19 protein-coding genes and 1 pseudogene are annotated in these 23,733 nt (G+C 63.8%); 9 read left to right on the top strand and 11 right to left on the bottom strand.

All coding sequences use genetic code 11. From position 1 onward, the window contains the following. The first annotated feature begins 67 nt into the window (after nt 1-67). Nucleotides 68-3,523: a DEAD/DEAH box helicase gene (locus tag ACJ512_RS16035; protein ID WP_461479759.1), complete on the top strand. Its 3,456-nt coding sequence runs from the start codon at nt 68-70 to the stop codon at nt 3,521-3,523. Continuing rightward, nucleotides 3,492-4,927, top strand: a protein-coding gene (locus ACJ512_RS16030) for an IS3 family transposase (protein ID WP_407689799.1) whose coding sequence is annotated in 2 segments (ribosomal slippage) — nt 3,492-3,852 and nt 3,852-4,927 — 1,437 coding nt in all. Because the reading frame shifts where the segments join, the coding sequence is not laid out codon by codon here. Before ACJ512_RS16035 ends, ACJ512_RS16030 begins: the two co-directional genes overlap by 32 nt. Nucleotides 4,928-5,112: 185 nt before the next feature. Here ACJ512_RS16030 and ACJ512_RS16025 read toward each other — a convergent pair. From ACJ512_RS16025 to ACJ512_RS16000, 6 genes are all read right to left on the bottom strand, one after another. Next, a complete protein-coding gene (locus ACJ512_RS16025; protein ID WP_125939735.1) occupies nt 5,113-5,427 on the bottom strand; it encodes a hypothetical protein in 315 nt (104 codons plus the stop codon). Between the two features lie 2 nt (nt 5,428-5,429). Beyond that, nucleotides 5,430-6,338 carry a TniQ family protein gene (locus ACJ512_RS16020; RefSeq protein WP_070940867.1) on the bottom strand — a complete coding sequence of 303 codons (909 nt, stop codon included), beginning with the start codon at nt 6,336-6,338 and terminating at the stop codon, nt 5,430-5,432. Between the two features lie 9 nt (nt 6,339-6,347). Then, nucleotides 6,348-7,379 (bottom strand): TniB family NTP-binding protein, encoded by a 1,032-nt coding sequence (locus ACJ512_RS16015; protein WP_070354033.1) that lies wholly within the window; start codon nt 7,377-7,379, stop codon nt 6,348-6,350. Between the two features lie 7 nt (nt 7,380-7,386). Further along, nucleotides 7,387-9,450, bottom strand: a complete 2,064-nt coding sequence (locus ACJ512_RS16010; protein ID WP_234796088.1) for a Mu transposase C-terminal domain-containing protein — start codon at nt 9,448-9,450, stop codon at nt 7,387-7,389. Next, entirely contained in the window at nt 9,447-10,205 is a 759-nt protein-coding gene (locus tag ACJ512_RS16005; RefSeq protein ID WP_165610918.1) for a TnsA-like heteromeric transposase endonuclease subunit, read from the bottom strand. Before ACJ512_RS16005 ends, ACJ512_RS16010 begins: the two co-directional genes overlap by 4 nt. A gap of 103 nt (nt 10,206-10,308) precedes the next feature. Then, nucleotides 10,309-11,508 carry a hypothetical protein gene (locus ACJ512_RS16000; RefSeq protein ID WP_070940868.1) on the bottom strand — a complete coding sequence of 400 codons (1,200 nt, stop codon included), beginning with the start codon at nt 11,506-11,508 and terminating at the stop codon, nt 10,309-10,311. A 296-nt stretch (nt 11,509-11,804) separates the two neighbouring features. On the opposite strand from ACJ512_RS16000, the gene istA (ACJ512_RS15995) reads away from it, so the two are divergent. The 4 genes from istA (ACJ512_RS15995) (at nt 11,805) to istB (ending at nt 16,397) form a co-directional block, all read left to right on the top strand. After that, nucleotides 11,805-13,004 (top strand): IS21 family transposase, encoded by a 1,200-nt coding sequence (gene istA / locus ACJ512_RS15995; RefSeq protein WP_407689160.1) that lies wholly within the window; start codon nt 11,805-11,807, stop codon nt 13,002-13,004. 178 nt (nt 13,005-13,182) lie between these two features. Then, nucleotides 13,183-14,700 carry an IS21 family transposase gene (gene istA, locus ACJ512_RS15990; RefSeq protein WP_163687197.1) on the top strand — a complete coding sequence of 506 codons (1,518 nt, stop codon included), beginning with the start codon at nt 13,183-13,185 and terminating at the stop codon, nt 14,698-14,700. A gap of 98 nt (nt 14,701-14,798) precedes the next feature. After that, the gene (locus ACJ512_RS15985; protein WP_461480129.1) at nt 14,799-15,512 is read left to right on the top strand and encodes an ATP-binding protein; all 714 of its coding nucleotides are present in this window, start codon (nt 14,799-14,801) and stop codon (nt 15,510-15,512) included. A gap of 153 nt (nt 15,513-15,665) precedes the next feature. Beyond that, nucleotides 15,666-16,397 (top strand): IS21-like element helper ATPase IstB, encoded by a 732-nt coding sequence (gene istB, locus ACJ512_RS15980; protein WP_461479758.1) that lies wholly within the window; start codon nt 15,666-15,668, stop codon nt 16,395-16,397. Here the strand turns inward: istB and ACJ512_RS15975 are convergent. Next, complete coding sequence (locus tag ACJ512_RS15975) at nt 16,376-17,806, bottom strand: pyridoxal phosphate-dependent decarboxylase family protein (protein WP_407689689.1); 1,431 nt, start codon at nt 17,804-17,806, stop codon at nt 16,376-16,378. The genes istB and ACJ512_RS15975 overlap by 22 nt on opposite strands. Nucleotides 17,807-17,863: 57 nt before the next feature. Here ACJ512_RS15975 and ACJ512_RS15970 point away from each other — a divergent pair, with 57 nt between their 5' ends. Together ACJ512_RS15970 and ACJ512_RS15965 are read left to right on the top strand one after the other, a co-directional pair. Beyond that, entirely contained in the window at nt 17,864-18,736 is an 873-nt protein-coding gene (locus ACJ512_RS15970) for an alpha/beta fold hydrolase (RefSeq protein ID WP_407689688.1), read from the top strand. Between the two features lie 78 nt (nt 18,737-18,814). Next, a complete protein-coding gene (locus ACJ512_RS15965) occupies nt 18,815-19,273 on the top strand; it encodes an OsmC family protein (protein ID WP_407689687.1) in 459 nt (152 codons plus the stop codon). On the opposite strand, the gene ACJ512_RS15960 is transcribed toward ACJ512_RS15965, so the two are convergent. The 3 genes from ACJ512_RS15960 to ACJ512_RS15950 all read right to left on the bottom strand — a co-directional run bounded on the left by ACJ512_RS15960 (nt 19,231) and on the right by ACJ512_RS15950 (nt 22,256). Beyond that, nucleotides 19,231-20,433, bottom strand: coding sequence for an integrase (locus ACJ512_RS15960; protein ID WP_407689686.1), 1,203 nt, complete (start codon nt 20,431-20,433; stop codon nt 19,231-19,233). The genes ACJ512_RS15965 and ACJ512_RS15960 overlap by 43 nt on opposite strands. A gap of 456 nt (nt 20,434-20,889) precedes the next feature. Continuing rightward, nucleotides 20,890-21,201, bottom strand: coding sequence for a helix-turn-helix domain-containing protein (locus ACJ512_RS15955; protein WP_407689791.1), 312 nt, complete (start codon nt 21,199-21,201; stop codon nt 20,890-20,892). Continuing rightward, complete coding sequence (locus ACJ512_RS15950) at nt 21,198-22,256, bottom strand: tyrosine-type recombinase/integrase (protein WP_461479757.1); 1,059 nt, start codon at nt 22,254-22,256, stop codon at nt 21,198-21,200. Before ACJ512_RS15950 ends, ACJ512_RS15955 begins: the two co-directional genes overlap by 4 nt. A 147-nt stretch (nt 22,257-22,403) precedes the next feature. Between ACJ512_RS15950 and ACJ512_RS15945 the strand changes: the two are divergent. Beyond that, a pseudogene (locus ACJ512_RS15945) lies at nt 22,404-22,565 on the top strand (ATP-binding protein); the annotation flags it as partial. Nucleotides 22,566-23,132: 567 nt separating this feature from the next. Here the strand turns inward: ACJ512_RS15945 and ACJ512_RS15940 are convergent. Beyond that, nucleotides 23,133-23,714 carry a helix-turn-helix domain-containing protein gene (locus ACJ512_RS15940; RefSeq protein ID WP_407689831.1) on the bottom strand — a complete coding sequence of 194 codons (582 nt, stop codon included), beginning with the start codon at nt 23,712-23,714 and terminating at the stop codon, nt 23,133-23,135. Nucleotides 23,715-23,733: the final 19 nt, after the last annotated feature.

The raw sequence follows: 23,733 nt of genomic DNA, 5'->3' as shown, positions 1-23,733 counted from the left end.
GGGTAGTCCGCGAATCGTCGCTAGGTCCGCTAATCTCCCGCAGGAAGCAAGTCGATCAACGGGGACCATGAGCAGCGACGCACAGCCGTCAACAGCGGCGATTGGTGATGAAGTACGAGGCTGGGTAGACGCGGCCAAGGCGGTGGCAGTCGCACGCCATGAGATTGCTAGCACGGCCGCCACCCAATCCGCCGCGCTACGAGCACGCACCGCGAAGGCACTGCGCAACAACCACTACCTCTGGCACGTCATCCCGCTACGCACCGACGATCAGGCGCTCGTCCACACCATCGCCAGGGCATCCTGCCTCCCGCCAATTCATCCAGACGTCCAGCGAGAACTTGACCGGCTCACCACCGAAGTCGCGGCGGCCACGGAGGACCTAAGGAAAGTCACCGGGTTCGGCCGCCTGCTGCTGTTCGGCGGAACCCGCGACAAAGCCAATCAAGCGGCGCAGTTCCTCACCGACTACCGACGGTGGTTCCTGACTAGCGGTGTTGGACAGGCGATCGACCAGGCCAAGCCGATCGACGATCCCCGGATCCGCGCCCTCACTGTCCGCGACGTCCTGACCGACTGGGTGGGCTTCAAACAGCAGCTACCCGACCACGGCCAAACTGCCGAGCTGGTCGACTCGACGACCTTCGCGATCCTCCCGAATGCCACCGCCGTCATCCACCGTGCGGCTACTGAAGAGTCCAAGCTGCGCAAAGCCGCGGTCGACGCGGGAAACGCCGTCCGCGCCAAAGAGACCGATCGCATGCTGGCCGACATGTCCGTGGAACGGCTACGCGAAGCCACCCGCGACAAGATCCGCATCGGCGCTCTAACCGACAACGGCATCACCACTGTCCTCGCTGTCTTGGCTAACGAAGGCATTCTCGAGCACTTCGACGGCATCGGGGAAACCTCCGCAACCCGCATTCGCGCAGCCGCCCGGACGCTGCGGCAGAACACCTACGACGAGATGCCGATGCGCATCGACATCAAGAACCGCACCCCGGAGCACACCGACTTCCTTCGCCACCTGCGCGGGTGGGACGCGGCGCGTAGGGCCACCGCTTCGTCGGCGGACATGGCAATCGTCGAAGAGTTGGCACCCGTCGCAGCAGTCATCGACAACACGGTCACCCACGCCATCGTCATCCCCACCGCCTTGTCGACCGTCGCGGACTTCCGGGACGCCGTTCAGATAGTCGCCCGAGCAGCCCGAGCGATCGCCGACGCCCAAGACGCCGCAACAACCGGCGATCCCTGGGAAGACTTCCTCACCCGGCCAGCCGACTACTTCGCACTACTGGCTGAACTGGGATTCATCACCGAGGACGACGAGAAGACTCACGGTGACCTGCCTACCGAAATCATCGAAGCAGTACGTGATTTCGAGTTGAAGGGCGACTACCTCACTGCATCGCTACGCGGCTACCAGAGCTTTGCGGCACGTTTCGCACTGGTCCAGCGCAAGGTCATCATCGGAGACGAGATGGGCCTGGGCAAGACCGTCGAGGCCATCGCCACGCTGGCGCACCTGCGAGCAAAGGGTGACCACAACTTCCTGGTCGTGTGCCCCGCCGCCGTGGTGACCAACTGGGTCCGCGAGGTCAGCGCGAAGTCAAAACTGCCCGTACACCGTCTGCACGGCCCCGACCGGCAATGGGCGGCGAAGAACTGGCAACGCAACGGCGGCGTGGGCGTCACGACCTTCGATACGCTGCGATGGCTCAACGATGAGGTGTCGATCCCGGCGCTCAGTTGCGTGGTCGTCGACGAGGCGCACTACATTAAGAATCCCGATGCGCTTCGCACGCAACGAACCGCGCAGCTCATCGACTCGTGTGAACGGGCGATTCTGCTCACCGGCACGCCACTGGAGAATCGACTTGACGAGTTCCGCAACCTCGTCGGTTACCTCCGCCCGGACCTCGTGTTGGATGCGAACGAATTCGCGCCTAAGAAGTTTCGCCGCCAGGTAGCGCCGGCATACCTGCGCCGCAACCAAGAAGATGTCCTCACCGAGCTTCCCGAACTCGTTGAGGTCGACGAGTGGATGCCGATGTCGGGCGACGACGCCGCGGCGTACCGCTCCGCCGTGGAGCAGCGCAACTTCATGGCGATGCGCCAGGCGACGATGAAGCAGGGAATCAAATCGACCAAGATGCAACGCCTGGTCGAGATCGTTCAAGAGGCAGAGGCCAACGGCCGCCGCGTCGTCGTCTTTTCGCACTTCCTCGATATTTTGAGCGACGTTGCACGGCATATGCCGGGCCGGGTCTTTGGACCACTGACCGGCTCTGTCGCCGCCAGCCAACGCCAGGTAATGGTCGACGACTTCTCCGCTGCCAACAAGGGGGCCGTGCTGGTTGCCCAAATCGTCGCTGGCGGAGTGGGTCTCAACATCCAGGCGGCCTCAGTGGTTGTGATCTGCGAACCGCAGCTCAAACCGACCACCGAGTGGCAAGCCATCGCACGGGCGCACCGCATGGGCCAGCTCGAATCCGTTCAAGTCCACCGACTTCTGTCCGACGAAGGAGTCGATCAGAGACTCCGTGAGATCCTGGCCACCAAGAAGGAACTCTTCGAGAGCTTTGCCCGCGAAAGTGAAACCGCTGCAAGCGCCCCGGAAGCCTACGACGTCACAGAGGCCGAACTCGCACGCGACATCATCGCTGCCGAACGCGAGCGGCTTTTCGGTCAATCGGTGAAGACCGCGCCCTCGACAGCGCCAAATGAGCCACCGAAGACGTCGCCCCCGACTGAGAAGCCGACCGTATCTCGACCGGCAACGACCACGACGGAATCTGTCAGACCGACTGCACCAGCGACTCGTCACCGCGTTGTGAGACCTGGACCGCCAGTGCAGAACTTGACTCGTTCGGAGAGCCGTGTGGACCGACCCCGTCGCGTGGTTCCAGAACGCCTTCAATCACCGGCTTCAACCAGCGATGCGCGGCCGCAGACCTCCAGCTCTGCGCCTCCCGCGCTGCAGAGGTATCCCGTTTTCTCTGAGCCTTTATCACCGATCTCGCAGACACCTGCCGACCGGGTCATCGACAACATCGTTCGCATCGTGGGTGCGGAGGGTCCTCTGACTGGGTGGCGGTTGCACCAGGTCTACCGAAAGTGCGCGACGGGCCGAGAGTCTCACGATGAGTTCTCGCGTCTGCTCAATCGGGCTATTTCAGCTGCCGAGCGGCAGCAGCGCATCGTGTCGGAAAACCCATTGAATCAGTCCGGTAACAAACCACGGACTTTCAGACTGCGGAACCAGTCATTAACCGTCGCACGCGAACTCGGCCCCCGGACGATCGATATTGTGCCTTTGAGGGAGGTGCAGCAGTACTGCCGCACCGTGTCCGCCGGCCAATCGCTATCGGCTGGCGAACTTGTGGAACGGGTGGGCAGGCTGCTCCCCTGTGTGACAGGGTTAGGTGAGACAGCAGCAGTAGCCGATTATCGCTACAGGGCGAGACAGGATCACCATTTCCGTGACTATGACGATCGCATCCCTGCAGGGGTGCGCTGATACTGATCAAGTGGACAGCGCGCCGGATCCAGGTGCTCGGGCCCGGCGGCGCACGTTTACCGCTGAGTACAAGGCCCGGATCCTCGATGAGTACGACGCGCTGCCGGCGGGTTCGTCCGAGCGTGGTGCGTTGCTGCGCCGCGAGGGCCTGTATAGCTCGCACATCGCCGAGTGGCGCAAGGCCCGCGACGCCGGTGCCCGTGCCGGGCTGGCGTCGCGGGGCAAGCCGAAACGCAGCGCTGAGCAGGTCGAGCTGGACAAGCTGCGGCGGCGCACCAAGGCGCTGGAAGCCGAGCTGAGCCGCACCAAGCTGGCCCTGGAGATCACGGGAAAAGCACACGCGCTCTTGGAGATGCTCTCCGGGAGCGCGGACTCCGAGCCGAGGTGCAAGCCGTGATCGGCGAGCATCTGCCCGCCCTGGAGGCGGCGACGTCGACGACGCGGGCGTGTGAGTTGCTGGGCGCGTCACGGGCCACGCTGTATCGGCGCCGCAACCCGCCACCACGCCCGGCGCCGCGGGCTCGGCCGGAGCCGCCCAACAAGCTCACCGAGGCCCAACGCCAGCAGATCCTGACGGTGCTGCGATCGGCGGAGTACTGCGATCTGGCACCGGCGCAGGTGTGGGCGCGGCTACTCGATGACGGCATCTACTTGTGCTCGATTCGCACCATGTACCGGCTTTTAGCCATTGCCGGGGAGAATCGGGAGCGGCGCCGTCAGCGCACCCACCCGGCGCGCAAGAAACCCGAGCTGATCGCCACCGCACCCAACCAGGTCTGGTCGTGGGACATAACGAAACTGCAAGGGCCGCAACGCGGTATCTTCTATCAGCTGTATGTGATCATCGACATCTTCTCGCGCTACGTGGTCGGTTGGACCCTCGCTGCCACCGAGACCGGTGAGTTGGCCAAGCAGTTCATCGACGACACGCTGGCCAGCCACGGCATCGAGCCCGGTCAACTGGCCCTACATGCCGATCGCGGCACTTCGATGACCTCCAAGCCGGTCGCCCAACTGCTGACCGACCTGGGTGTGGACCGCAGCCACAGCCGCCCGCATGTATCCAACGACAATCCCTACTCGGAGGCCAATTTCAAGACCCTCAAGTACTGCCCGGCGTTCCCGGCCCGGTTCGGCTCCATCGAAGACGCCCGCGCCTTCTGCGGCGCATTCTTCGATTACTACAACCATGAACATCGTCACAGTGGCATTGCGCTACACACCGCGGCCTCAGTGCACTACGGCACCGCAACCCAGATCCAGGCCCAGCGCGCCGCCACCCTGGATGCGACCTACGCCGCCAACCCCGCCAGATTCCGGCACCGCCGACCCACCCCACCGAAACTGCCCACCGTCGCCTGGATCAACCAACCAACCCCCGAAGCACTCATCAAATCCGCGTAAGAAACTGTCTCACCGGCCTTGACATGTTCCGCTCCGCAACAAGCACGTCATGAGCGAGCTTCAGAAAGCGGTGCTCGCGGCCCAGCGCATAGATCAGAAGTCCGCTGGCACACGCTCAGGTGACGCGGTGTGTCCGTCGTGCTTTACGATCCATGCCGGCGAGTGCGCTTGACTACTTTGAAATCTCAGCGCGCCAGCACCGTCGCCCAATGCTCGGCTTGTTCGGCGGCGTCGAGCAGTATTCGAGCCAGCGCACGTGATTGTTCCGCGGACAGCGGACCATTACCAGCGATGTCAAGGTAGATCTCGACGAAGTCATGAGAGCTGAGTTCTCCGTTGGGGTGTTGAATGGCGGACAGGTGTACGCCGACGTCGTAACCCTCGACGCTTTCCTCGTCGGTATAGACGATCCTGTATAGCTCGTCGCCATCCAGCTGCCAGTCGGTGCATCCTGCTGCGCCGTGGGGCAGCGCAGGTCCAACCTGATCGACTGTCGTCATCATCATCCCCTCGTGTTCTCTTGACTGCCCCTGCGCTCAAGCTTCTTGACATCCGCTGCCGCCAGTTGGCGCAGCCTCCATTCGTAGATCGGATCCGCGGCACGGTAGGGGGCGTCGCCATCCAGGACGAGTTCAAAAAGGTCGAGCATGGCCTTGCCGCGTCTTGCTCTGTCTTTCGCGAGCAGCCGCCTGCGCCACGCCGAGTCGCTGAGCACGGTGGCCAGCCGAATGATCTCGGGATACATGGCTGCGTTGCGGCTCGCAGTGCCCGTGCCTCGTTGGGCTTCATCGGGTTGGAGTTCGGAGAGTCGGAATCCGATCGCTTCCAGCGGTCGCCAGTAGTTCCACTGCTCCACGATGTCGTAGGCGTCGGTGACAGATTGCAGAATCGCGGGCCGGCCGTGTTGGTGGATGAGACGTTGATGCCGCCGGTGTGCAAGCAGAATATCGGCACGTGAGGCGCCAACGATTTTGACGATCGGGCGGGTTGGGTCGGCACGAAAGGCCGTGCCGTTGAGCCACATGCTGTGGTGGACGCACACCACGTTGTCGTGGGTGGACCACACCTGCGGGAAGGAAATACGTTGCCCGTGTCTCGATGCGCACAGTGGACATCCGGGCCCGACCGATTCCACTTCGCGCTGCAACAACTCAGGATAGGCGTCGGTATCGCCCGCAATTCGCAGTTCGGGCAGTGCGAAGGCGAGGGCGCGATCGCTCATCGACACGCAGGCGGCGAGAGCGGCTCGCGTCGTTGGCCCCCGGCGGGTCAGCAGTGCTTCCAGGCGAGCACGGCTGATGCCGTTCGCCTTCGCCAGACGGGCGAGGTATTCGGCAAGCACTTCGTTCGGCAGGGGCCTCACCGGACGGGGAAGTGTTGGGTTGCCGATGCTGGACGTGAGCGTTGTCATGATCGTGACCTACCCGGCCTTGGGGGCGACTGGGTGGCTGGTTGCGGCCTCCGCTGCGTGGTCGATGATGGCTGCGTCGAGTGCCTCACGCGTGATCGCGTCGTCTCCGCTGAGGATGGCCGTGATCGCCGCGACTCGGATGAGATGACTCAGACTGCTGATCGACCCACCCGTTCGTTGGTGTAGGTATTTCGAGTTGCGCGTCAGCGTGCCGTCTCGGTGCTTGTACAGGCGCAATGCTGATTCCATTGATGCGACAAGCGATTTCCATTCGTCGTTGAATGGAAAGTTGCCTGTCTTGATCAGAACGGACCGTCCTGAGATCTGCCGGCCGCGGACTCCGGTGAACAGCCCGGAGCGCTCCACATTGATGCCCGCGTAGACGAATGTGGCGGGCATGTGCTCGCTGAAGTACTTCAGATGATCGGACATGTCCTCGCCGGCGGCACTGGCAAGGTTGAGGTTGTGGATCTCGTCGACAATGACGAGTTCGGTCCGGGCCTCGGTGAGCACGTGGCACACCGCATCGGCGATGTCTGTGGTGTTGTGACGTTGCCGCGTAGGAAGTCCGAGGAAGTTGGCGAACTCTGAAGCGAGCTTGCGGGGCGAGCCTTTCGGCGGTGTTGTGATGTAGACGACAGGTATCCGGTCCTGGCCGGGATACCGGCGGCGTACGTTCTGCTCGTGGATCTTTCCGAGCAACTTGATGGTGGTGGTCTTCCCGCTCGCCCACGGCCCTGACACGATCATGGATCGGCGGGCGCCACATTCACGTTGATTGAGCAGAGTCAACAGCCGGCCCTGGCGGGTGATGTGGCGGACCGTTGAAGTCTCGATGATGACCAACTCCGAGTGGTAGGCCATGCGTCGGTCATCGAATGCGAGCTTCTCCGCACCGGTGAGCGTGCTGTAGTAATCGTGATCGGGTAGGTCAAATATTGCGGGTTTGGCGTCGACGAATCTGCGCCAACCATCAAGCGTTACTGACGGCAGCTGGCGGGGGTCGAGGTCGGGCTCGGCCGCCTGCTCATCGACGGTCATCTTCGAATCACCATGTGTCGGCCTCCTTCTCGGCGTCGAATACGGGTAGTGGGATGACGTCGGCGATATCGTCGTCCTCCGCCGGAGACAAATGGGGCGTCGGCTTTTCCTCTGCTGGTGGCAATGTGGGTGGTAACTCCGCCGCCGCCCGTGTACGCGCGATGGCTCGGCGGTCCTTTGCGGTGCGGCGACGCCGGGTCGCCGGCTCGGGCGCCACGGACGCACGTCCCAAGAGGTCCTCGACTGCGGCCGTGATCGCCTCTTGCGAGGTTCGCCGCTCTCCTCGACTTGTCTCGAGTTGACGTGCATGCTCCCACAGTGACGACCCAAACGGCTGCGGTGCGGTGTGGAGCTGCGTCCAGCAGGCCATCAGGTAGCCCTCGCCGTGGTGGTTGCGAACCCAGATGCGACTGACGTCGTAGGGGTCGTAGTGGACCTGCCACTGCGTGCCCTTGCCGGGTACCCCGGAGATCTCACCCCGCGCAGCGTCCAAGTCGTCGCTGTCGTAGGTCCGGTAGTCGATGGTGATGCCTGCGGCTGTCACCGTCCGGTACAGGCTGGGTAGGAGTGCGATGTATTGGTCGGAGGTCAACGGCGCGGGGATATATCCGCTGACGGCGAGCATGGACGCGTACTTCTCGTTCGGGGTCAGCTTTCTTTGCGGGTTCAAGGGGTCCCGCAGTCCATCGTGGGGTCTGTTCTGCCAGGCGACGACGACCCATTCGTCCAGCAAATCCTGAAGCTCTTGCAGCGAGAATACTGCGTTCTGCTCGGCGTTCTTGCCTCGGTTCTCGACCGATGATCCGAGGTAGCCCGTGACGTATTGTGCGAAAAGGGTTTTGACCGATCCCAAGGTGCGTTCGACGATCGGCTTATCGGTAGGCTCGTCCTTGTGTGCAGGCTGCATGCTGATCCCGAGCGATCGGCATGCAGAGCGGAAAGTGCTCGACAGATAGACGGCGCCGTTGTCGTACACGATGTTCTCGGGAACGATGACGGGGCGGGCAGCAGCGTGCTCAAGTCTGTCATCGACAGACCGCATTGCGTGGTAGGGCAGGACCGAGTTCGACATTCGGACGGCATCGATCCATCCTGGCCGCATCGGTTCCGGCGTCATCGATTTCGCGACAAGAAGGGATGCGTCTACTGCCTTCGTCGTAGGTCGGAGAACCGCCGCGACGATTGTGCGCGTCGCAGCGTCGACGAGGCCCGTCAGCTCCACCCGACCCCTCACCGACTCATCGAGCCGGATGCCGACATCGAACGGCGTGGTGTCGATTTGCATCCACTCCCCGGGACGGCTCGCGACCACCTTACCGAACACGCCCTCCGGCTGATGGTTCTTCGTCTGCCGGGTTCGTGCGGATCCAGTGGCGTGACGCGCTTGGGGGAGCTGTTTCATCAGCCGATGAAATGTGGTGTGAGAAGGTAGTTTCACTCCGTCGCCGAACTTGTCGACCACTCGCCGGTCCACGTGCCACTTCATGGCAATCTCTGTGCGCGTCGACTGCAATTCGTTCTCGTTCAGCACCTCCAACAGCACGCCCACGTAGCGACTATCGACCCGACGGGTTGGCGAGCGCCTACGGTGAAGACGGCCGTCAACCAGCCCGGCAACGCCGGATCGTTCGTAACGCCGACGGAGTTCTTGGAAGTACTTCAGGCCCAATGGCGTTCCAGCGGAATCAAGTTCGGAGCATTTGTTGCGTTCTCGCTGTCCGAGTGATGTCGATCGAATGTCGTATCCGTTCCGTGGAGTGGTCTGCGGCGGTGAGCCGACTGGTATCCCGTCGACCACTTCGGAGATGTGGTGCTCGAGCCAGAGGACGCGCTCCTGGACCCGTCTCGGCAGCGCGGAGAAGTAGTCGGGTGGGATTGGGCGGCGACGAACGCTGGGGGATAGGACGTCGAATGAACTGTCCGCGAACAAGTCCGCAATCTTGACTGCTGCGAGCTGACCGTCCTCGCGACGTAGCTTCGCTATCATTCCGTCGATCGCCACCAGCTCGCAGAACTTGCCGTCGTAGCGACAAAAGTCGCCGATGGCGATTCTGGCGGGCTCAGCAGTCATCGTTTGGCCAACCGGATCAGCGTATGTTCACCGATCGGTGCCGAGTCGATATCGACGTCGATCTCGTGTGTCCAGAGCAGGTGATAGAGAGTGGGTAATACCAATAGCGGTTCGCCCGCCGCGAGGGCGGCTGCGCCGATTGTCTTCGGGTTGTGGGCCAGTAGCGAGGTCAGGTTGGTGACGACGTCCTGCCGTCGATTTCGTGGGTTCCGGTAACCGGCGAGCCAACGCAAGTTCGCGGCTCGGATCGGTGGCTGATCTCCAACCCGGCGGTAGGTCCACCCAGACCCAGTACGCCCGCACAGCGCACTGGTCGATTCGAATGCCTCGCGTGCGTCACCGTCCACGAGTCGGTCTGGTCGAACATCCACGACGACGCCGTCGCCGGATCTGGTTCGGAGGAACACATCAGGTGTGTGCTGCCGCTGTTTCCCTGCGACCGAAGTGAAGCGAAAAGCGAAGGGCTGTACGGATATTCCAATGATGTCTGGATCGAAGTCGGCCGCGATCAGAAAGTCCCGTTCAACCCACGATTCGAATGGGATGTGCGACTCTGTGGTCGAGCACCACCACTCGCCGGTGAAGTTTTTCTGACCCTTGTACGTCGTGGCTTTGCGGACCGGCGCACATCTCTCGAACGGCACCGACCACAGCTCGTCGGCCGGAATTTGAGCGACAGGTTCACCCTCAGCGGGCCGGTAATCAATCAGCTCGCTGTTTCGAATCTGCGCCGCCGCGCGCCCATGGGTGGGCACGTCTCTGATGGTATGGCCGAGATCGGCGAACTACTCGTCCGACACGCCTGAATCGCCCGATATGGAGAGCCGCATCCATATGACCGGCGATGCCCATGCACTGTCATGCTCCGCTGCCGCGGTGGCCCTCACCGAGCTCAGTCGGCGTTCTCTTCTCCGCGAACCGATATTGCGGAGCCAGTACCTCTACGGCGTCTGCCACACCGTCGGGATAGTTGCGAGCTCGCTTGGGGTCTGGACGGGGGCCAATCGACTGTGCCTCGTACAGCGACACTGCAGCCTCAGTCATGCGAATTGCGTTTCCAAAGGAGTCGAGAGTGATCGCCAGCAGTGGCGTGTCGTCGAGTTCTTCGTCGTTGAGCACGTATCCCATCAGCCACTTGAATCCGTGAACGAACCCCGAGCCCAGTGAGTAGAAGCTCTTGGCGCTACGTGGGTGCATCACGGCGTCCAACTCGGCGTCAGCCTTGCGTGGCAGTTGCTCGTCCATCCAAATCTCCGCGCCTTCAACCAATTTGAGCGGTCCGCCACTTGGCCCAGTTATATGCTCGGCGGATAACGCCGCGATCTTGGCCTGCCGAGCAGCCACCCGTTCGCGCCGCTTCTCAAAGTTGGTCAGATCGACTTCCGCCAGTGGGTCTGTTCGTGCTACCAGCGCCTCAGCCTCAAGCCTCTCGAACTCTTCTTGCCGGCCACGCTCAGCCTTGAGGAATCCGTAGCAGCGGCGAATCCGTTCTTCCGTGTCCGTCTCGGAAATCAGCCAGATGGTCTTGGCCGACGATTCTATCGCAATACGGCACAGCGCCGCCGTTGCCGACGTTCGGATTTGCCCCTGTGTGAGTGCCAGCGCAATGACCTCGGCCGCCGCCGCGAGATTTTCGCACGCGTTCATGGTCGGATAGAGCGCCGTCGAGCTAACCAAATTCGTTTCATCCTCGAGTGTGACTGCCACATCGTCGAATGCGAGGCGGCTCTCGCGATGGATCGGATTGGGCCGCAGACCCCACGACAGAAGATCTTTTGCTCGCTTGGCGCGTTCACCGATGAGCCCAAGAAACATCGCTCGCATGAGCCCGTGCGCGCCGTCCGGGTACGCAGCCTTGAGCTTGTCCCAATCCACCTCCGAGAAGTCAGGCCGCGAGGCGGGGCCGCCTGGAGCGGCCGGCGATGGCATTTTGATGCCGAAGGCCTCCGGACCGGGATCGGTCTCGGGAACCGTATGACGACGTTGCTTCTCGCGCTCTTGCCGGCGCCGCTTCGCCGCCATACGGTCACCACGCTTGGCCATCTGCCCGTCCTTCACCTATTCCGCCGCACAACAAGCCCTCACAATAGGTCTCGGCTCCGACAAGGCCACCGGCTAATACGACCCAAACCGTCACAGTGACTAAACGCGAGGGTGGCGGTGATGTCATCATTGACAACGTGGTTAGACGCGTCAGCCTGATCCTGAGGGAAGCCGACGAAACGGTGATATCCCCCTACCTCAGTCAGGATTCGCCCGCGGCGGAAGCTCTGCGACGATGGACTGTTGACGACGGTTGAAGATCCGGCCAGTCGCGACGGTTGAAAAGTAGGCCACCCGATCAGATTGGATGGGTGATCTCCTTGGAAGACTGGGCCTTGATCCGGCATCTTCACCGCAGCGAAGGGCTATCGCAGCGGGCCATCGCACGGCAACTCGGCATTGCGCGAGACACCGTGGCGGCCGCGGTGGCAAGTGATGGTCCGCCGAAGTACGAGCGGGCCTCGGCGCCGTCGGCGATCAACGAGGTGGAACCTCGAATCCGGGCGTTGTTGACGGCCTACCCGACGATGCCGGCGACGGTGATCGCCGAGCGGGTCGGGTGGACCGGTTCGATCTCCTGGTTCCGGGAGCGGGTCCGGGCGATCCGCCCGGAGTACCTGCCGGCTGATCCGGTCGACCGCCTCGAGCATCCGCCGGGACGGGTGGTGCAGTGCGACTTGTGGTTCCCGGCGCCCAAGATTGCGGTCGGTTTCGGCCAGGAAACGATGCTGCCGGTGCTGGTGATGGTGGCAGCGTTCTCCCGCTTCATCGCCGCGGTGATGCTGCCCTCCCGCCAAACCATGGACCTGGTGGCCGGGATGTGGCAGCTGCTTTCGCAGACCTTCACCGCGATACCGCACGAGTTGTGGTGGGACAACGAGGCCGGGATCGGACGGCGCGGCCGGTTGACCGAGTCGGTCACGGCGTTGATGGGCACGCTGGGGTCGCGGCTGGTGCAACTCAAACCCTATGACCCCGAATCCAAGGGCATGGTCGAGCGAGCCAACCGATATCTGGAGACGTCGTTTCTGCCCGGCCGCAGCTTCGTCTCACCGCAGGACTTCAACAGTCAACTCGACCAATGGCTTGCGACTGCCAACGCGCGTCGGGTGCGGGTCCTCGATGGTCGCCCGGTCGACTTCCTCGATGCCGATCGAGCTCACATGTTGGCGCTGCCGCCGGTGCCGCCGGTCGTGCAGTCGGTTTCCTCGGTGCGGCTGGGACGTGACTACTACGTGCGGGTGGCCGGTAACGACTACTCCGTGGACCCGGGCGCGATCGGCCAACTCGTCGACGTGACCACCACCCTTGCCCAGGTGACGGTGGCCCGAGCCGGCCGCCTCCTGGCGGCTCATGACCGCTGTTGGGCGGCGCGACAAACGCTGACCGATCCCGCCCACGTCGCCAGCGCCGCAGCGCTGCGACAGCAGTTCCAAACCGGCCAGCCACCCACCGCAGGTGATCACCTGGTTCGTGATCTGGCCGACTACGACCGCGCATTCGGCGTCTGACAGCGGACGCGTAAAAATCCCCATTGGCGGCCAGCTGATCTCCCCGCTGGCGGTCACGAGATCTCCCCACTGACGGCCCAGCGATTTCCCCGTTGCGGTCGTGTCGTTGCCGGTGATCGGCGGCGGTGTCGGGCTGGCTGTTTGTCGACCAAGTGTGTCGAGGGCGGAAGGCCAGTAAGTGAAAAGCAGTGAGGAGATCATGGAGATTTTGGAGGCGTTCGACTTGACCGGTGGGTACCGCGCCGCGGCCGCGCTGGCCGGTTGTGATCACAAGACGGTGGCCCACTACGTGGCGTTGCGCGACGCCGGGCTCAGCCCGGATGAGCGGCCGCGGCGAGAGATGGCCATTGATCCATTCCTGGACAAGGTCGAGGAGTGGGTGGACCGCTCCAACGGGTTGATCCGCGCCGACGTCGCCCACGACAAGCTGGTCGCGATGGGCTTCGACGGCTCGGAGCGCACCACCCGACGCGCGGTCGCGGCGGTCAAGAAGAGCTGGCGGTCGGGTCATCGCCGGGTGTTTCGGCCGTGGGTGGCCGAGCCGGGGTTGTGGCTGCAGTTCGACTGGGGCCAAGGACCCACCGTCGCGGGCCGGCAGACATTGTTGTTTTGCGCGTGGCTGGCCTGGTCGCGGTTTCGGGTGGTGCTGCCCACCTGGGATCGCACCCTGCCGAGCTTGCTGGGCTGTCTGGACACCACGCTGCGGGTGATCGGCGGGGCACCGACGTATGCGTTGACCGACAACGAGAAAACAGTGACCGTCGAACATGTTGCGCGGGTGCCGATTCGGCATCCCGATGTGGTCGCCGCAGGCCGTCATTACGGGATGACGATCCGCACCTGTGTGCCGGCTGATCCACAAACCAAGGGTGGTTCGGAGGCCACGGTGCGCATCGCCAAGGCCGATCTGGTGCCCACCGAGGCTAATCTGCTGGACGCCTACGCCACTTTCGCTGAACTCCAGCAGGCGTGCCGGGACTTCTGCGAGCAGGTCAATGCCCGCCCGCATCGTGCCACCGGTCGGGTGCCTGCCGAGCTGTTGGTCGAGGAACTCCCGCGGCTGCATGTGCTGCCCGCCCAGCCGGTGGCCCTGGCGTTTGGGCTGACCCGTCGGGTGGGGTGGGACTCCACGATCAGCGTTGAGGGGGTGCGTTATTCGGTGCCGCACCACCATATTGATGAGCGGGTCTGGGTGCGCTGGTGTGGCGAGGAGTTGGTGGTCACCGTCATCGCCGACGGCGGCCCGGTCGAGATCGCCCGCCACGCCCGTGGGCAGCGCGGGCGACCGCAGATCCGCGACGAGCATTACCCCAGTGATCATCCCGGGCGCCGCGCGCTGCCCGGGGACCGCACCCCACGGGCGGCCAACCCGGCCGAGGCGGCGTTTCTGGCCATCGGCGACGGCGCGGCCGCGTGGCTGGTCGAGGCCGCTGCGGCCGGCGCGTCGCGGGTGCGTTCCAAGATGGCCGAAGCGGTGGCGTTCGCCAAACTGCACGGCGCGGCCGCCGTCGATCAGGCGTTGGGTACCGCGGCGCTGGCCGGCCGCTTCGCCGATGCCGACCTGGCCGCGATCTTGACCCATCAGCAGCACGGGCCGGCCGCCGCGCCGATCCGCGTCAGCGACACCCACAGCCTGCAACCGGGTACCGCCGGCTGGGCCGGGTTCGGTGCGGTGAGCCCGGACGGTGACAAGTGACCGCGACCAACAAGCCGGCGGTGTCGGTCGGATCTGGCGTCGCCGGGCCCTCGGCCCAGACCCTCGAGGAGGTGATCGCGTTGACCCGCCGGCTGCGGATGCCCTATCTGCGCAAAGCCGCCCTCGATGTGGTCCCGACCGCCCGTGCCCAACGCTGGGATCCCGCCGAGGTGCTGCGCGTGCTGCTGGCCGAGGAGATCACCGGCCGCGACGAAGCCACCCTGCGGATACGACGCGCACGCGCGAACTTCCCGGCGGGCAAGACCTTCGCCGTCTGGGACGAGAACCGCTGCTCCATTCCCGCACCCACCCAACAAGCCCTACGTGGCATGGAGTGGGTCGACCGGCGTGAGAACCTGTGCGTGTGCGGGCCCAGCGGGACCGGCAAGAGCCACTTCTGCGAAGCGTTGGGGCAGTTGGCCATCGACACCGGCCGCACCGTGGCCTGGTTTTCCATCGACGAACTCGGCGCCCTGGTGCGCCGTCACCGCGCCGACGACTCGATCACCAAAGCCATGCGCCGCATCACCCGCGTCGATCTGATCATCGTCGACGACATCGGCATGCTGCCCGTCGGCGAGGACGCCGCCGAAGGGTTCTACCGCCTCGTCGATGCCTGCTACGAAACGCGTTCGCTGGCAGTCTCATCGAACCTGCATCCCGCCGGATTCGACGAACTGATGCGCAAGACCCTGGCCACCGCCACCGTCGACCGGCTGCTGCACCACGCCCACGTCTGCGTCACCGAAGGTCAATCGTTCCGGCTCGCTCAAGCCACCACCGGCAAGGGGGTGGCGCCACTGCCCAGCTGAACAAACCGGGGAGATCCCGTGTCCGTCCGTGAGGAGTTTTCATGGCCACCAGCGAGGAGATCTCCTGACCGTCAGTGGGGAGAACTACATGACCGTTGACAGCGTCGAATTCACCACTGGCACAGCCACCTCCGATGGTGAGGTGGCATGAGCATGGCCGACGAACCGATCAAAGCCGTCCTGCACTACGCCCAAGCGCTCAAAGCACCCCGCATCCGCGACTCGGCGGCCCGGCTGGCCGAGCAAGCCCGCGACGCCAACTGGACTCACGAAGAGTATTTGGCGGCAGTCCTGTCGCGGGAGGTTTCGGCCCGTGAGGCCTCGGGTGCGGCTACTCGTATCCGCTCGGCCGGGTTCCCGACCCGCAAGTCGTTGGAGGACTTCAACTTCGATCATCAGCCAGCATTGAATCGGGACATGATCGCCCACCTGGGCACCGGTGCTTTTCTGACCAAGGCATCAAATGTGGTGCTGCTCGGGCCGCCCGGAACTGGCAAGACACACCTGGCCATCGGGTTGGCGGTCAAGGCCGCTCAGGCCGGGCACCGCATCGCGTTCGCCACCGCAGTAGATTGGGTCGCTCGCCTCAAGGCCGCCCACAACGCCGGGCGCCTGCCCGCCGAGTTGACCAAGCTGCGGCGCATCGGATTGCTCGTGGTCGACGAGGTCGGCTACATCCCGTTCGAGCAGGATGCCGCGAACTTGTTCTTCCAACTGGTCTCCAGCCGCTACGAACACGCCTCGCTGATCCTGACCTCAAACCTGCCCTTCGCCAAAGCGCACTTGTTTACGCCAACCTGTGCGTATAGGCAGTCTGACTGCCACGAGTTCAGCGTTGTTGGTGGACGGCGGTGGCGAAGGAGTCATTGTCGCTCGCTAAGGTGAGAGCCGACTGTTCGGATCTCGTCGATAATTAATCTCAGGTCATCTTGTGTCACAAGTGGATTCAACAGACACGCGCGCAGTGCGGGACGCTCGCGAAGCACGGTGCCGGTCAGAAAGACGTTTCCGCGGCGCTGCAGCAGTGCGGGGATGTCCCGGTTGATCCGGTCGATGTCTTCTACCGCTGCCGCGGCGACAAACCGGAAGGCGACCACCGAGGTGGTGGGCGGCACGAGTAGCTCGAAATCCGATGTATGCCCGAGCAGGACGGCGAATTTGGCGGCCGCGGTGGTGGTGCGGTGAACCAGATCGCTGATTCCGCGTCTGCCTAGGTGGGCGATAGTGGCCCAGGTGCGCAGCGCGCGGAAGGGGCGTGTCTGCTCGATGCCGTATTCCGACCACCACCCCTGGTCGTCTGCGGTGTTGTCGCGCAAGTAATCTGGGACAAGGCTGAACGATTCGCGCAATACGTCGGCGTCCTTTACCAGGAGTGCGCCGCTGTCTACTGGCACTCCGAGCCACTTGTGCGCATCGATGGCAACCGAATCCGCGCGCTCCATTCCAGCGAACTGCGCCCGCAGGCCGGGATCCGCGGCGGCGATTGCGCCGTAGGCTCCATCGACATGCATCCACATGCCGTGGTCGGTCGCGAGCTGGGCGATAGCTGCGAGGTCATCGATGGCACCGGTGTTCACAGTGCCGGCGGTGGCGACGACAGCACAGGGCACCATGCCCGCCTGGGTGTCTTCTTGTATCGCTGAGGCCAGCGCTGCGGTGTCCATCGCGAACGCATCATTGACCGAGATACGGCGTAGCGATCGCCGGCCCATGCCGATCAACTCGACCGCCTTGGTGATACAGCTATGCGCCTCCGACGAGGCGTAGATAACCAGCGGCCGCTGGCCCCACAGTCCCTGTTCTCGAATATTTACCCCGCGTCGCTGTGCCGCGCGGTCGCGAGCGGTGGCGAGCGCGATGATGGACGCCATCGATGCGCCACTGGTCAGGAGCCCACCGCCGGGGCCCGTGGTATAGCCGATCAGCTCCGCGAGCCATCGCAGGACAGTTCGCTCCAACAGGGCGCCGGCGTGCTCGCCGCCAGCGCAGCTCGGATTCAGTGCTGCGGCCAACGGTTCGACCGCTATCCCCGCTACGGATGGCGGTGAGTTAACCCATCCGAAAAAACGCCGATGCCCATTGCCCATCGGATACGGCAGCACATGGGCGTTGATGTCGGCGATCAAATCGGGCAGCGACCGAGACTGCTCGGGTAACGATTGGTTGACAAGCCAGTCCCGGTCGCGCGGGTCGATGGGCCGGCACACCGGGCCAGAGTCAACCCGCTGCAAATACGCGACGGCTGTCGCCATCGCCTCTGCGGCCACCTCAGGAGCAAGTTCCACCGGCGTCATGGTCAACATCGTCCACCATGTCGTGGCTCAGGGCGGGGCCGCAGCTACGTTTTAGGCATGCTGATGAGTTCGCCCTGTGATGGCTTTCGGCTGGCATACGAGCGTCGGGGCGCGGGCGGGGAGGAGTCTGTGATCCTGCTGCACGGCTGGCCGGGAGACCACACGGATTTTCGCCACGTCGTGCCGTTGCTGGGCAGGGATCTCGACGTTGTGGTGCCGGATTTGCGGGGTTTTGGGCGATCAGATAAGCATCGTGTCGATCCATCTGTCGGATACAGCGCCGCGGCACAGGCTCGCAGCATCCTCGCCCTCATCGATGAACTCGGGTTACATCGCCCTGTTATCGGCGCCTATGACGTCGGAAGCCGCGTAGCTCAGACTCTGGCAAAAGACCATCCGGGGCTCGCCAAGCACCTGGTCCTGTCGCCTCCGCTGCCCGGTGTCGGAAATCGCGTGTTCGATCACAATGTCCAAAAAAAGTTTTGGTACCAAATGTTTCACCAGCTGCCGTTGGCTGAAGAGTTGATCGACGGAAAGCGCGACGCCGTCCATAGCTATCTGCATCATTTCTGGACCCACTGGTCGGGCCCAACATTCACGGTCGCCGACGCGGACCTTGCTCACTTGGTCGCTGTCTACTCACCGCACGGTGCGTTTACCACCTCGATTGGCTGGTATCGGGCCGGTGCCGGAACGGTGGCAACCGCCCTGACCGAGCATCCGCCCAGGCCTGAGGAACGCATCAGCACACCAACATCGGTGCTCTGGCCAGAACACGATCCACTGTTTCCCCGCGACTGGTCAGACCGACTCGATCAGTTCTTCAATAGCGCCAGTCTGCATACCGTCGATGGCGTCGGACACTTCACGCCGGTCGAGTGTCCAGAAGAATTCGCCGAACTGATACGACGCGCACTGACGGCCGAGTAACGGTAAGCAGCAGCTGGAAAGTCTGACCCGCAGTCGTTGACAATTGCTCGCGCACGGCGCTGTGGGATGCTCGTTGGCGTGGGTGAGCATCGCTATGAAATCGAGGTTGTCTGGACGGGTGCGACGACCGATTACCGCAGCTACTCTCGTAATCACGAGGTGCATACCCTTGGCTGCCTACCGATTCCGGCGTCCGCCGATCCAGCGATCGGCCGGGGTGACCCGAGTCGTTGGAACCCTGAGCAATTGCTCGTGGCGGCCCTGTCTCAATGCCACATGCTGTGGTATCTGCACTTGTGCACCGACGCTGGGATCGTCGTTGTCGAGTACCGCGACACTGCGATCGGCACCATGTTGGACACCAGGTTCAGCCACGTGACCCTACGCCCGAGGGTCGTGATCGTGTCCGAGGAACGGGCGGAGGATGCGCACGCGCTGCATGCAGAGGCGCATAAACGATGTTTCATCGCCAACTCGGTGAACTTTCCCGTGGCTCACGAGCCGCGGATCTCTGCGAGGCGGCCGGCGTCGACGTAGTCGGCGAGGTAGATCATGGTCGCCTCTGGGGTCATCCCGAATGCTGCGGCGACGAGCTTGGCGTCCATGATGTTGACGAGGTCGACCAAGCGGGTGTTACGGATCAGCCGTGGTGAGTAGCCGCAGTGGTCCAGGACGTGGCTGAGGTAGGCAGTAGACGCTGGCGCCCGTCCGGCTTTGGTGCCCTTGGTCACGATGACGTGTGGGTTGGTGGTAGGCCAGTCTGCACGGTGGGATAGGCAGCGTTGTAGTGCTGCCCAGCTGGCGGGGTCGAGCGGCACGGGGTGTGGTCGGCCGCCCAGTCGGATCGCTGACAGCCCGATGTCGATGTCCTGGCAGCGCAGGAGCCGGACTTCCTGGCTGGATGCGCCGTGCAGCAAGGCGAGTAGACCGACCAGCGCCTCATGTGGGTGCACACTGGAATCAGTGGTCCACCGCCTGAACAGTTCTCGTTGCTGGGCTCGGGTAAGTGTCCGGCCGCGAAATCCTTTGTCCTGTCTACGTTTCAAACCACTAGTCGGGTCGATCAGAACGATGTGTCGCCGGCGGGCGAAGCGGAAAAACTGCCGCATCACGGTCAGGTTGCGCGGCCGGTTACCCGGTTGGAGTCCCAGGAATGCCTCGATGTCATTGACGTCGATAGTCGACCAATCCCGTTTATTGCGTCCGTCTTTGACAAAGACGGCGAGGTCGCGGATGGTCGCCAGCGCGGTCTCAATCGTGTGATCGGTTCGGGGTAGTGTGCCGGCGCGGCGGGCCCGGGTTCGGCAGTTCAGCAGGTGGGTTTCGTAATCGCGGACAGCCCGCCGCAGCGAGGGCGGTATTGCTTCGATGCGGCGACTTCGGCGCCCGGCGGCGAGGCGCTCAGCGTGGTCGGTGGGCATCGCCAGTCCGTGTTCGGTGAAGAAGTCCTGCAGGGCCCTGGCCAACGGCCCCATGGAGCGTCCTGGTGTTCGGGCACGCTCAAGGATCAGTTGGGGGTGGTTGGGGTGGTCGTCGTTGAGGATCCGTCCCAGGACGGTGATCATGGTGGCGGCTCGCGACGGCGAGTAGGCGCCCGCGAGGTGCACGACAAACCCGGCCAGCCATTCAGGCGGGTCAATCAGGCGGGCCGCCCAACCTTCACCGGCGATGAACGGTCGGTTCGGATCACGCTGCAAACAGCGCGAACACATCCCGCGGCCACAGTGGCGGCGCAGTTCACCGCATGAGGAACAGATACGCGGTGGATCCTTGGGGGGTCCTGGTCGTGAACACGACCCGCACCATCCAGTCTCGGCCTGCAAGTAGCCGGGCTTGCCGCATCGCGGGCAGCGCTGCTGGCGGGCGCGCAGCTCGGCTCGTCGCCGACACGTCTTGCACAAAACGGCATTTGGGCTGCGGAGTTTATGGCCGCACTCGGTGCATCGCCGCGAACACAGGACACAGCGACCCATGAGCGTGAGTCGCCTGAGCTGCCCGCAGTCTGGGCAGCGTTGTTTGGCCTCCGTCTCTTTCTGACGGGTCGTGCATCGACAACACAGGTCGCGGCCGATGATGTCCACCGGTGCTGCGCAGTTCACGCAGTCACGTTGTCGTTTCCCCAACGCGCTCAACCACCTTCACGACACCGGCTGTTACATCGGTGGCATCGACCGGCCACGGCTGTTAACCGACTTCGCAGGTTCGGACTGGGGCGCAGGTGTGGCGGGCTGTTGGGCTGGGGTGGTGTCGATTTCGAACACGTCGTTGGGAGTGCATTGCAGCGCGGTGCACAATGCGATCAGCGTGGAAAGTTTGACCTGGCTAGGTTCTTTGGTCAGCAGCGCTGACACCGATGCCGCCGACATCTCAAGCCCGGCTTTCTCGGCTAACAGACGCCGCAATTCGGTGCCTGTCCAGACCTCACGCTGGGCTGCGGCCATCCGCAGCCGCCATCGGATCTTCATGCCGTGCCGTCCTCTTCGCTCAACTCCGCCAGGGTGGATGTCACCGCTCGCCGATAGGCGTCCTCGATGAACGTTGCCGAGGGCCGCACATAGCGCATCGTGGAACTCACGGTCCAATGACCCAGCAGCTGCTGGATCGCGACCAGATCAACACCGCGCTCGTAGTTATGGGTCGCGCACGCTCGGCGCAGCGCATGTGGACTGAACCAGTCTGTTTTGGCATGGCCTTCGAGCTGCATCAGATACCGCAGCCGATTGCGGATGGTGCCCTGATGCAACGCCCCTCCGGACTCATCGGCGAACAGCACCGCAGACTCCGGGAACTTCGGGCGCACATCGGATAAGAACCAGCGCAACACTAAGTCCAGCCCGTCAAGCATTGGTACCCACCGCGGCCGAGGTCCCGAGGTGTGGGCTCCCTTGCCGAAACGCACATGGATCTTGCCGAACGGGCCCCGCCCGAAATGCAAATCGGCGACCTCCAGCAGCGCCGACTCTTCCGAGCGCAGGCCGCCGTGATACAGCGTCCGAAATAGCGCGTAGTCCCGAGCTGCCGGCCCATACTTGCGGGCGGTGGCGATCCTGGCCTTGAGGAATTCGAAGAACACCTCGACGCGCTCCGGCGTCGGCGGCGGCGCCAATGCCGGTGAGTCGTCGCCGACATGGCGAGAGGCGTTGAACTCATCGACCGGGCAGACCAGCCGCACCCCGAAAGTGGCTTCGATCTCCGTGGCCTTGCGGACCTGCAAGAAACGGTGGAAGCCCTTGAAGATCTGCACATACTCACGCCTGGTCGATGACGCCCGGCCCGCCACTGCCAGGTCGCCGACCACCCGATCGATGTCCTCGGCGGTCACCTCCCATGCCGGCCGACCCAACGCCACCAACGTTCGCTCGAGTAGCCCAACATCGTTATCGATCGTCACCGAGCTAAAACCACGCGCCCGCCACGACGCCACAAAAGCATCGACGCAATCGCGTTGAAACACAACAGGGTCCGAAGAAACTGGAACGACAGCGGCGGTCCCGCCCGGAATCACCTGAAACCTGCCCACCACCGCTAACCTTCTTCCTGCCTGGTCAATTAAGGTAGCACCTAACATAGCGGGAATGCACCTGAATTATCGGCAAGACACGCAGGACCTCCAAAAGGCCTGGTAGCAGGACCGATCCCGAATCACGAACATATGCGAGCCGCGGATCGCTGGGGCGACGTCTTCGGGGATCAAGTCGTAGCCGCGGCGATGATCGACCGCATCGTCCACCACGCCGACGTCCTGACCCTCAAAGGCTCCAGCTACCGCCTCAAAGACACCGGAATCGACACCTTGCCCTCCGCCAGAGCCGACAACACGGCACAATAACCACGACCACGTGGCCTACTTTTCACCGTCGCTTCTGGCCTAGTTTTCAACCGTCGTCAACATGGACCAGGCGGCAAGGGTGGGTCCCAGCCGAAATACCAACGGAAGCCGACGTGCTTCGTGCGCTGCTCAGGGCCGGGGCAGACGCACTGCATGAACAAGCCCTTGATGTTGGCTATACCCAACTGGCCTCGGACTTTGATGATCTCTCTGCTGACGCGGAAAGGCGTGGCGCCCCGGGACCGCCATGCGCACAGGATCCAAAACAGCAATGAGGGCGGATCGCAACCGCCAGACGAGGGGTCTAACGGAGAGCCCCCGAACCGCCCAATACGTCACAGTGACAAATTAGACGGGCCCACGCCGTGCACCTAGTGTTGACCGGCGTTCAAGGTGAGCATGTTGGCGGCGTTCTCGGTGAGGATGATTAGCGCGATTTGGTGTTCACGCTGACGCTGTGATGCTCGCGGTGACGGTGTCGGCCGGCGGTGGTGTTCACGGTGCCGGCCGGGGATGGGCGAGCGGGATCGCCGGCCCGGCCGGATTGGTCCGGGCGATGTGGGCGGTTCAGGTCGGTGCGGCCAGAAGCCGGCCTTGGGTGTGCACGCCGATCAGCGTCCATAGGGGTTCGGTCAAGCCCAGCCGCTGGCGGGCCGCGCAGGCGGCGGCGGCCAGGACGATAAGCGCGTTGTGCAGCGGGTTGCTGGCGCGAGGCAGCTGGTTGAACGCGTCGGGGTCGAGCCGGATGAGGGCCTGGCTGCCGCGCTGCCATAGCCATTGCAGATGAACGCTGCGCGTGGCGCGGCGTATCCAGCGGCGCACGGTCGACGGCGAGCGGTCAAGCGCGGTGGCAATACGGCGATGTCCGTGGCCGCCGGCCTTGCCGGCCAGGGCGGCGCCAATCACTTCGGTGGTGTCGGCCAGACGTGGCTGCAGGGTGGCCGGCAGCAGAATCTGGGTGCTGGCGCAGCGGGTGCATCGTGCCCGCCTGGGGCGCACGTCGAGGGTCCGCGCGCCGAGGCTACGGACGCGCCGGCGGCGGCCGTATCCCCACCGTGTGAGGGCGCCGCCGCACCCGGGGTGCGGACAGCCGAGCTCGCCGGCGCCCAGGGCCTGCTCGGCCCACTCGACGGTGCGGACGACGATCATCGGGTGCTCGGGAGGACAT

This window comes from Mycobacterium cajalii (assembly GCF_045809005.2).
GTDB lineage: Bacteria > Actinomycetota > Actinomycetes > Mycobacteriales > Mycobacteriaceae > Mycobacterium.
Note: the sequence above shows the minus strand (reverse complement) of the source record. Positions and strands in the feature narration are given on the sequence as shown.

Coding starts and splice junctions, on each gene's coding strand:
- ACJ512_RS16025 (WP_125939735.1), bottom strand. CDS start 5,427: ATGACGACAGTCGATCAGGTTGGACCTGCGCTGCCCCACGGCGCAGCA.
- ACJ512_RS15970 (WP_407689688.1), top strand. CDS start 17,864: ATGCTGATGAGTTCGCCCTGTGATGGCTTTCGGCTGGCATACGAGCGT.
- ACJ512_RS15975 (WP_407689689.1), bottom strand. CDS start 17,806: ATGACGCCGGTGGAACTTGCTCCTGAGGTGGCCGCAGAGGCGATGGCG.
- ACJ512_RS16015 (WP_070354033.1), bottom strand. CDS start 7,379: ATGACCGTCGATGAGCAGGCGGCCGAGCCCGACCTCGACCCCCGCCAG.
- istB (WP_461479758.1), top strand. CDS start 15,666: ATGGCCGACGAACCGATCAAAGCCGTCCTGCACTACGCCCAAGCGCTC.
- ACJ512_RS15955 (WP_407689791.1), bottom strand. CDS start 21,201: ATGAAGATCCGATGGCGGCTGCGGATGGCCGCAGCCCAGCGTGAGGTC.
- ACJ512_RS15940 (WP_407689831.1), bottom strand. CDS start 23,714: ATGATCGTCGTCCGCACCGTCGAGTGGGCCGAGCAGGCCCTGGGCGCC.
- ACJ512_RS16010 (WP_234796088.1), bottom strand. CDS start 9,450: ATGACTGCTGAGCCCGCCAGAATCGCCATCGGCGACTTTTGTCGCTAC.
- ACJ512_RS16020 (WP_070940867.1), bottom strand. CDS start 6,338: ATGACAACGCTCACGTCCAGCATCGGCAACCCAACACTTCCCCGTCCG.
- ACJ512_RS15985 (WP_461480129.1), top strand. CDS start 14,799: ATGCCCTATCTGCGCAAAGCCGCCCTCGATGTGGTCCCGACCGCCCGT.
- ACJ512_RS16035 (WP_461479759.1), top strand. CDS start 68: ATGAGCAGCGACGCACAGCCGTCAACAGCGGCGATTGGTGATGAAGTA.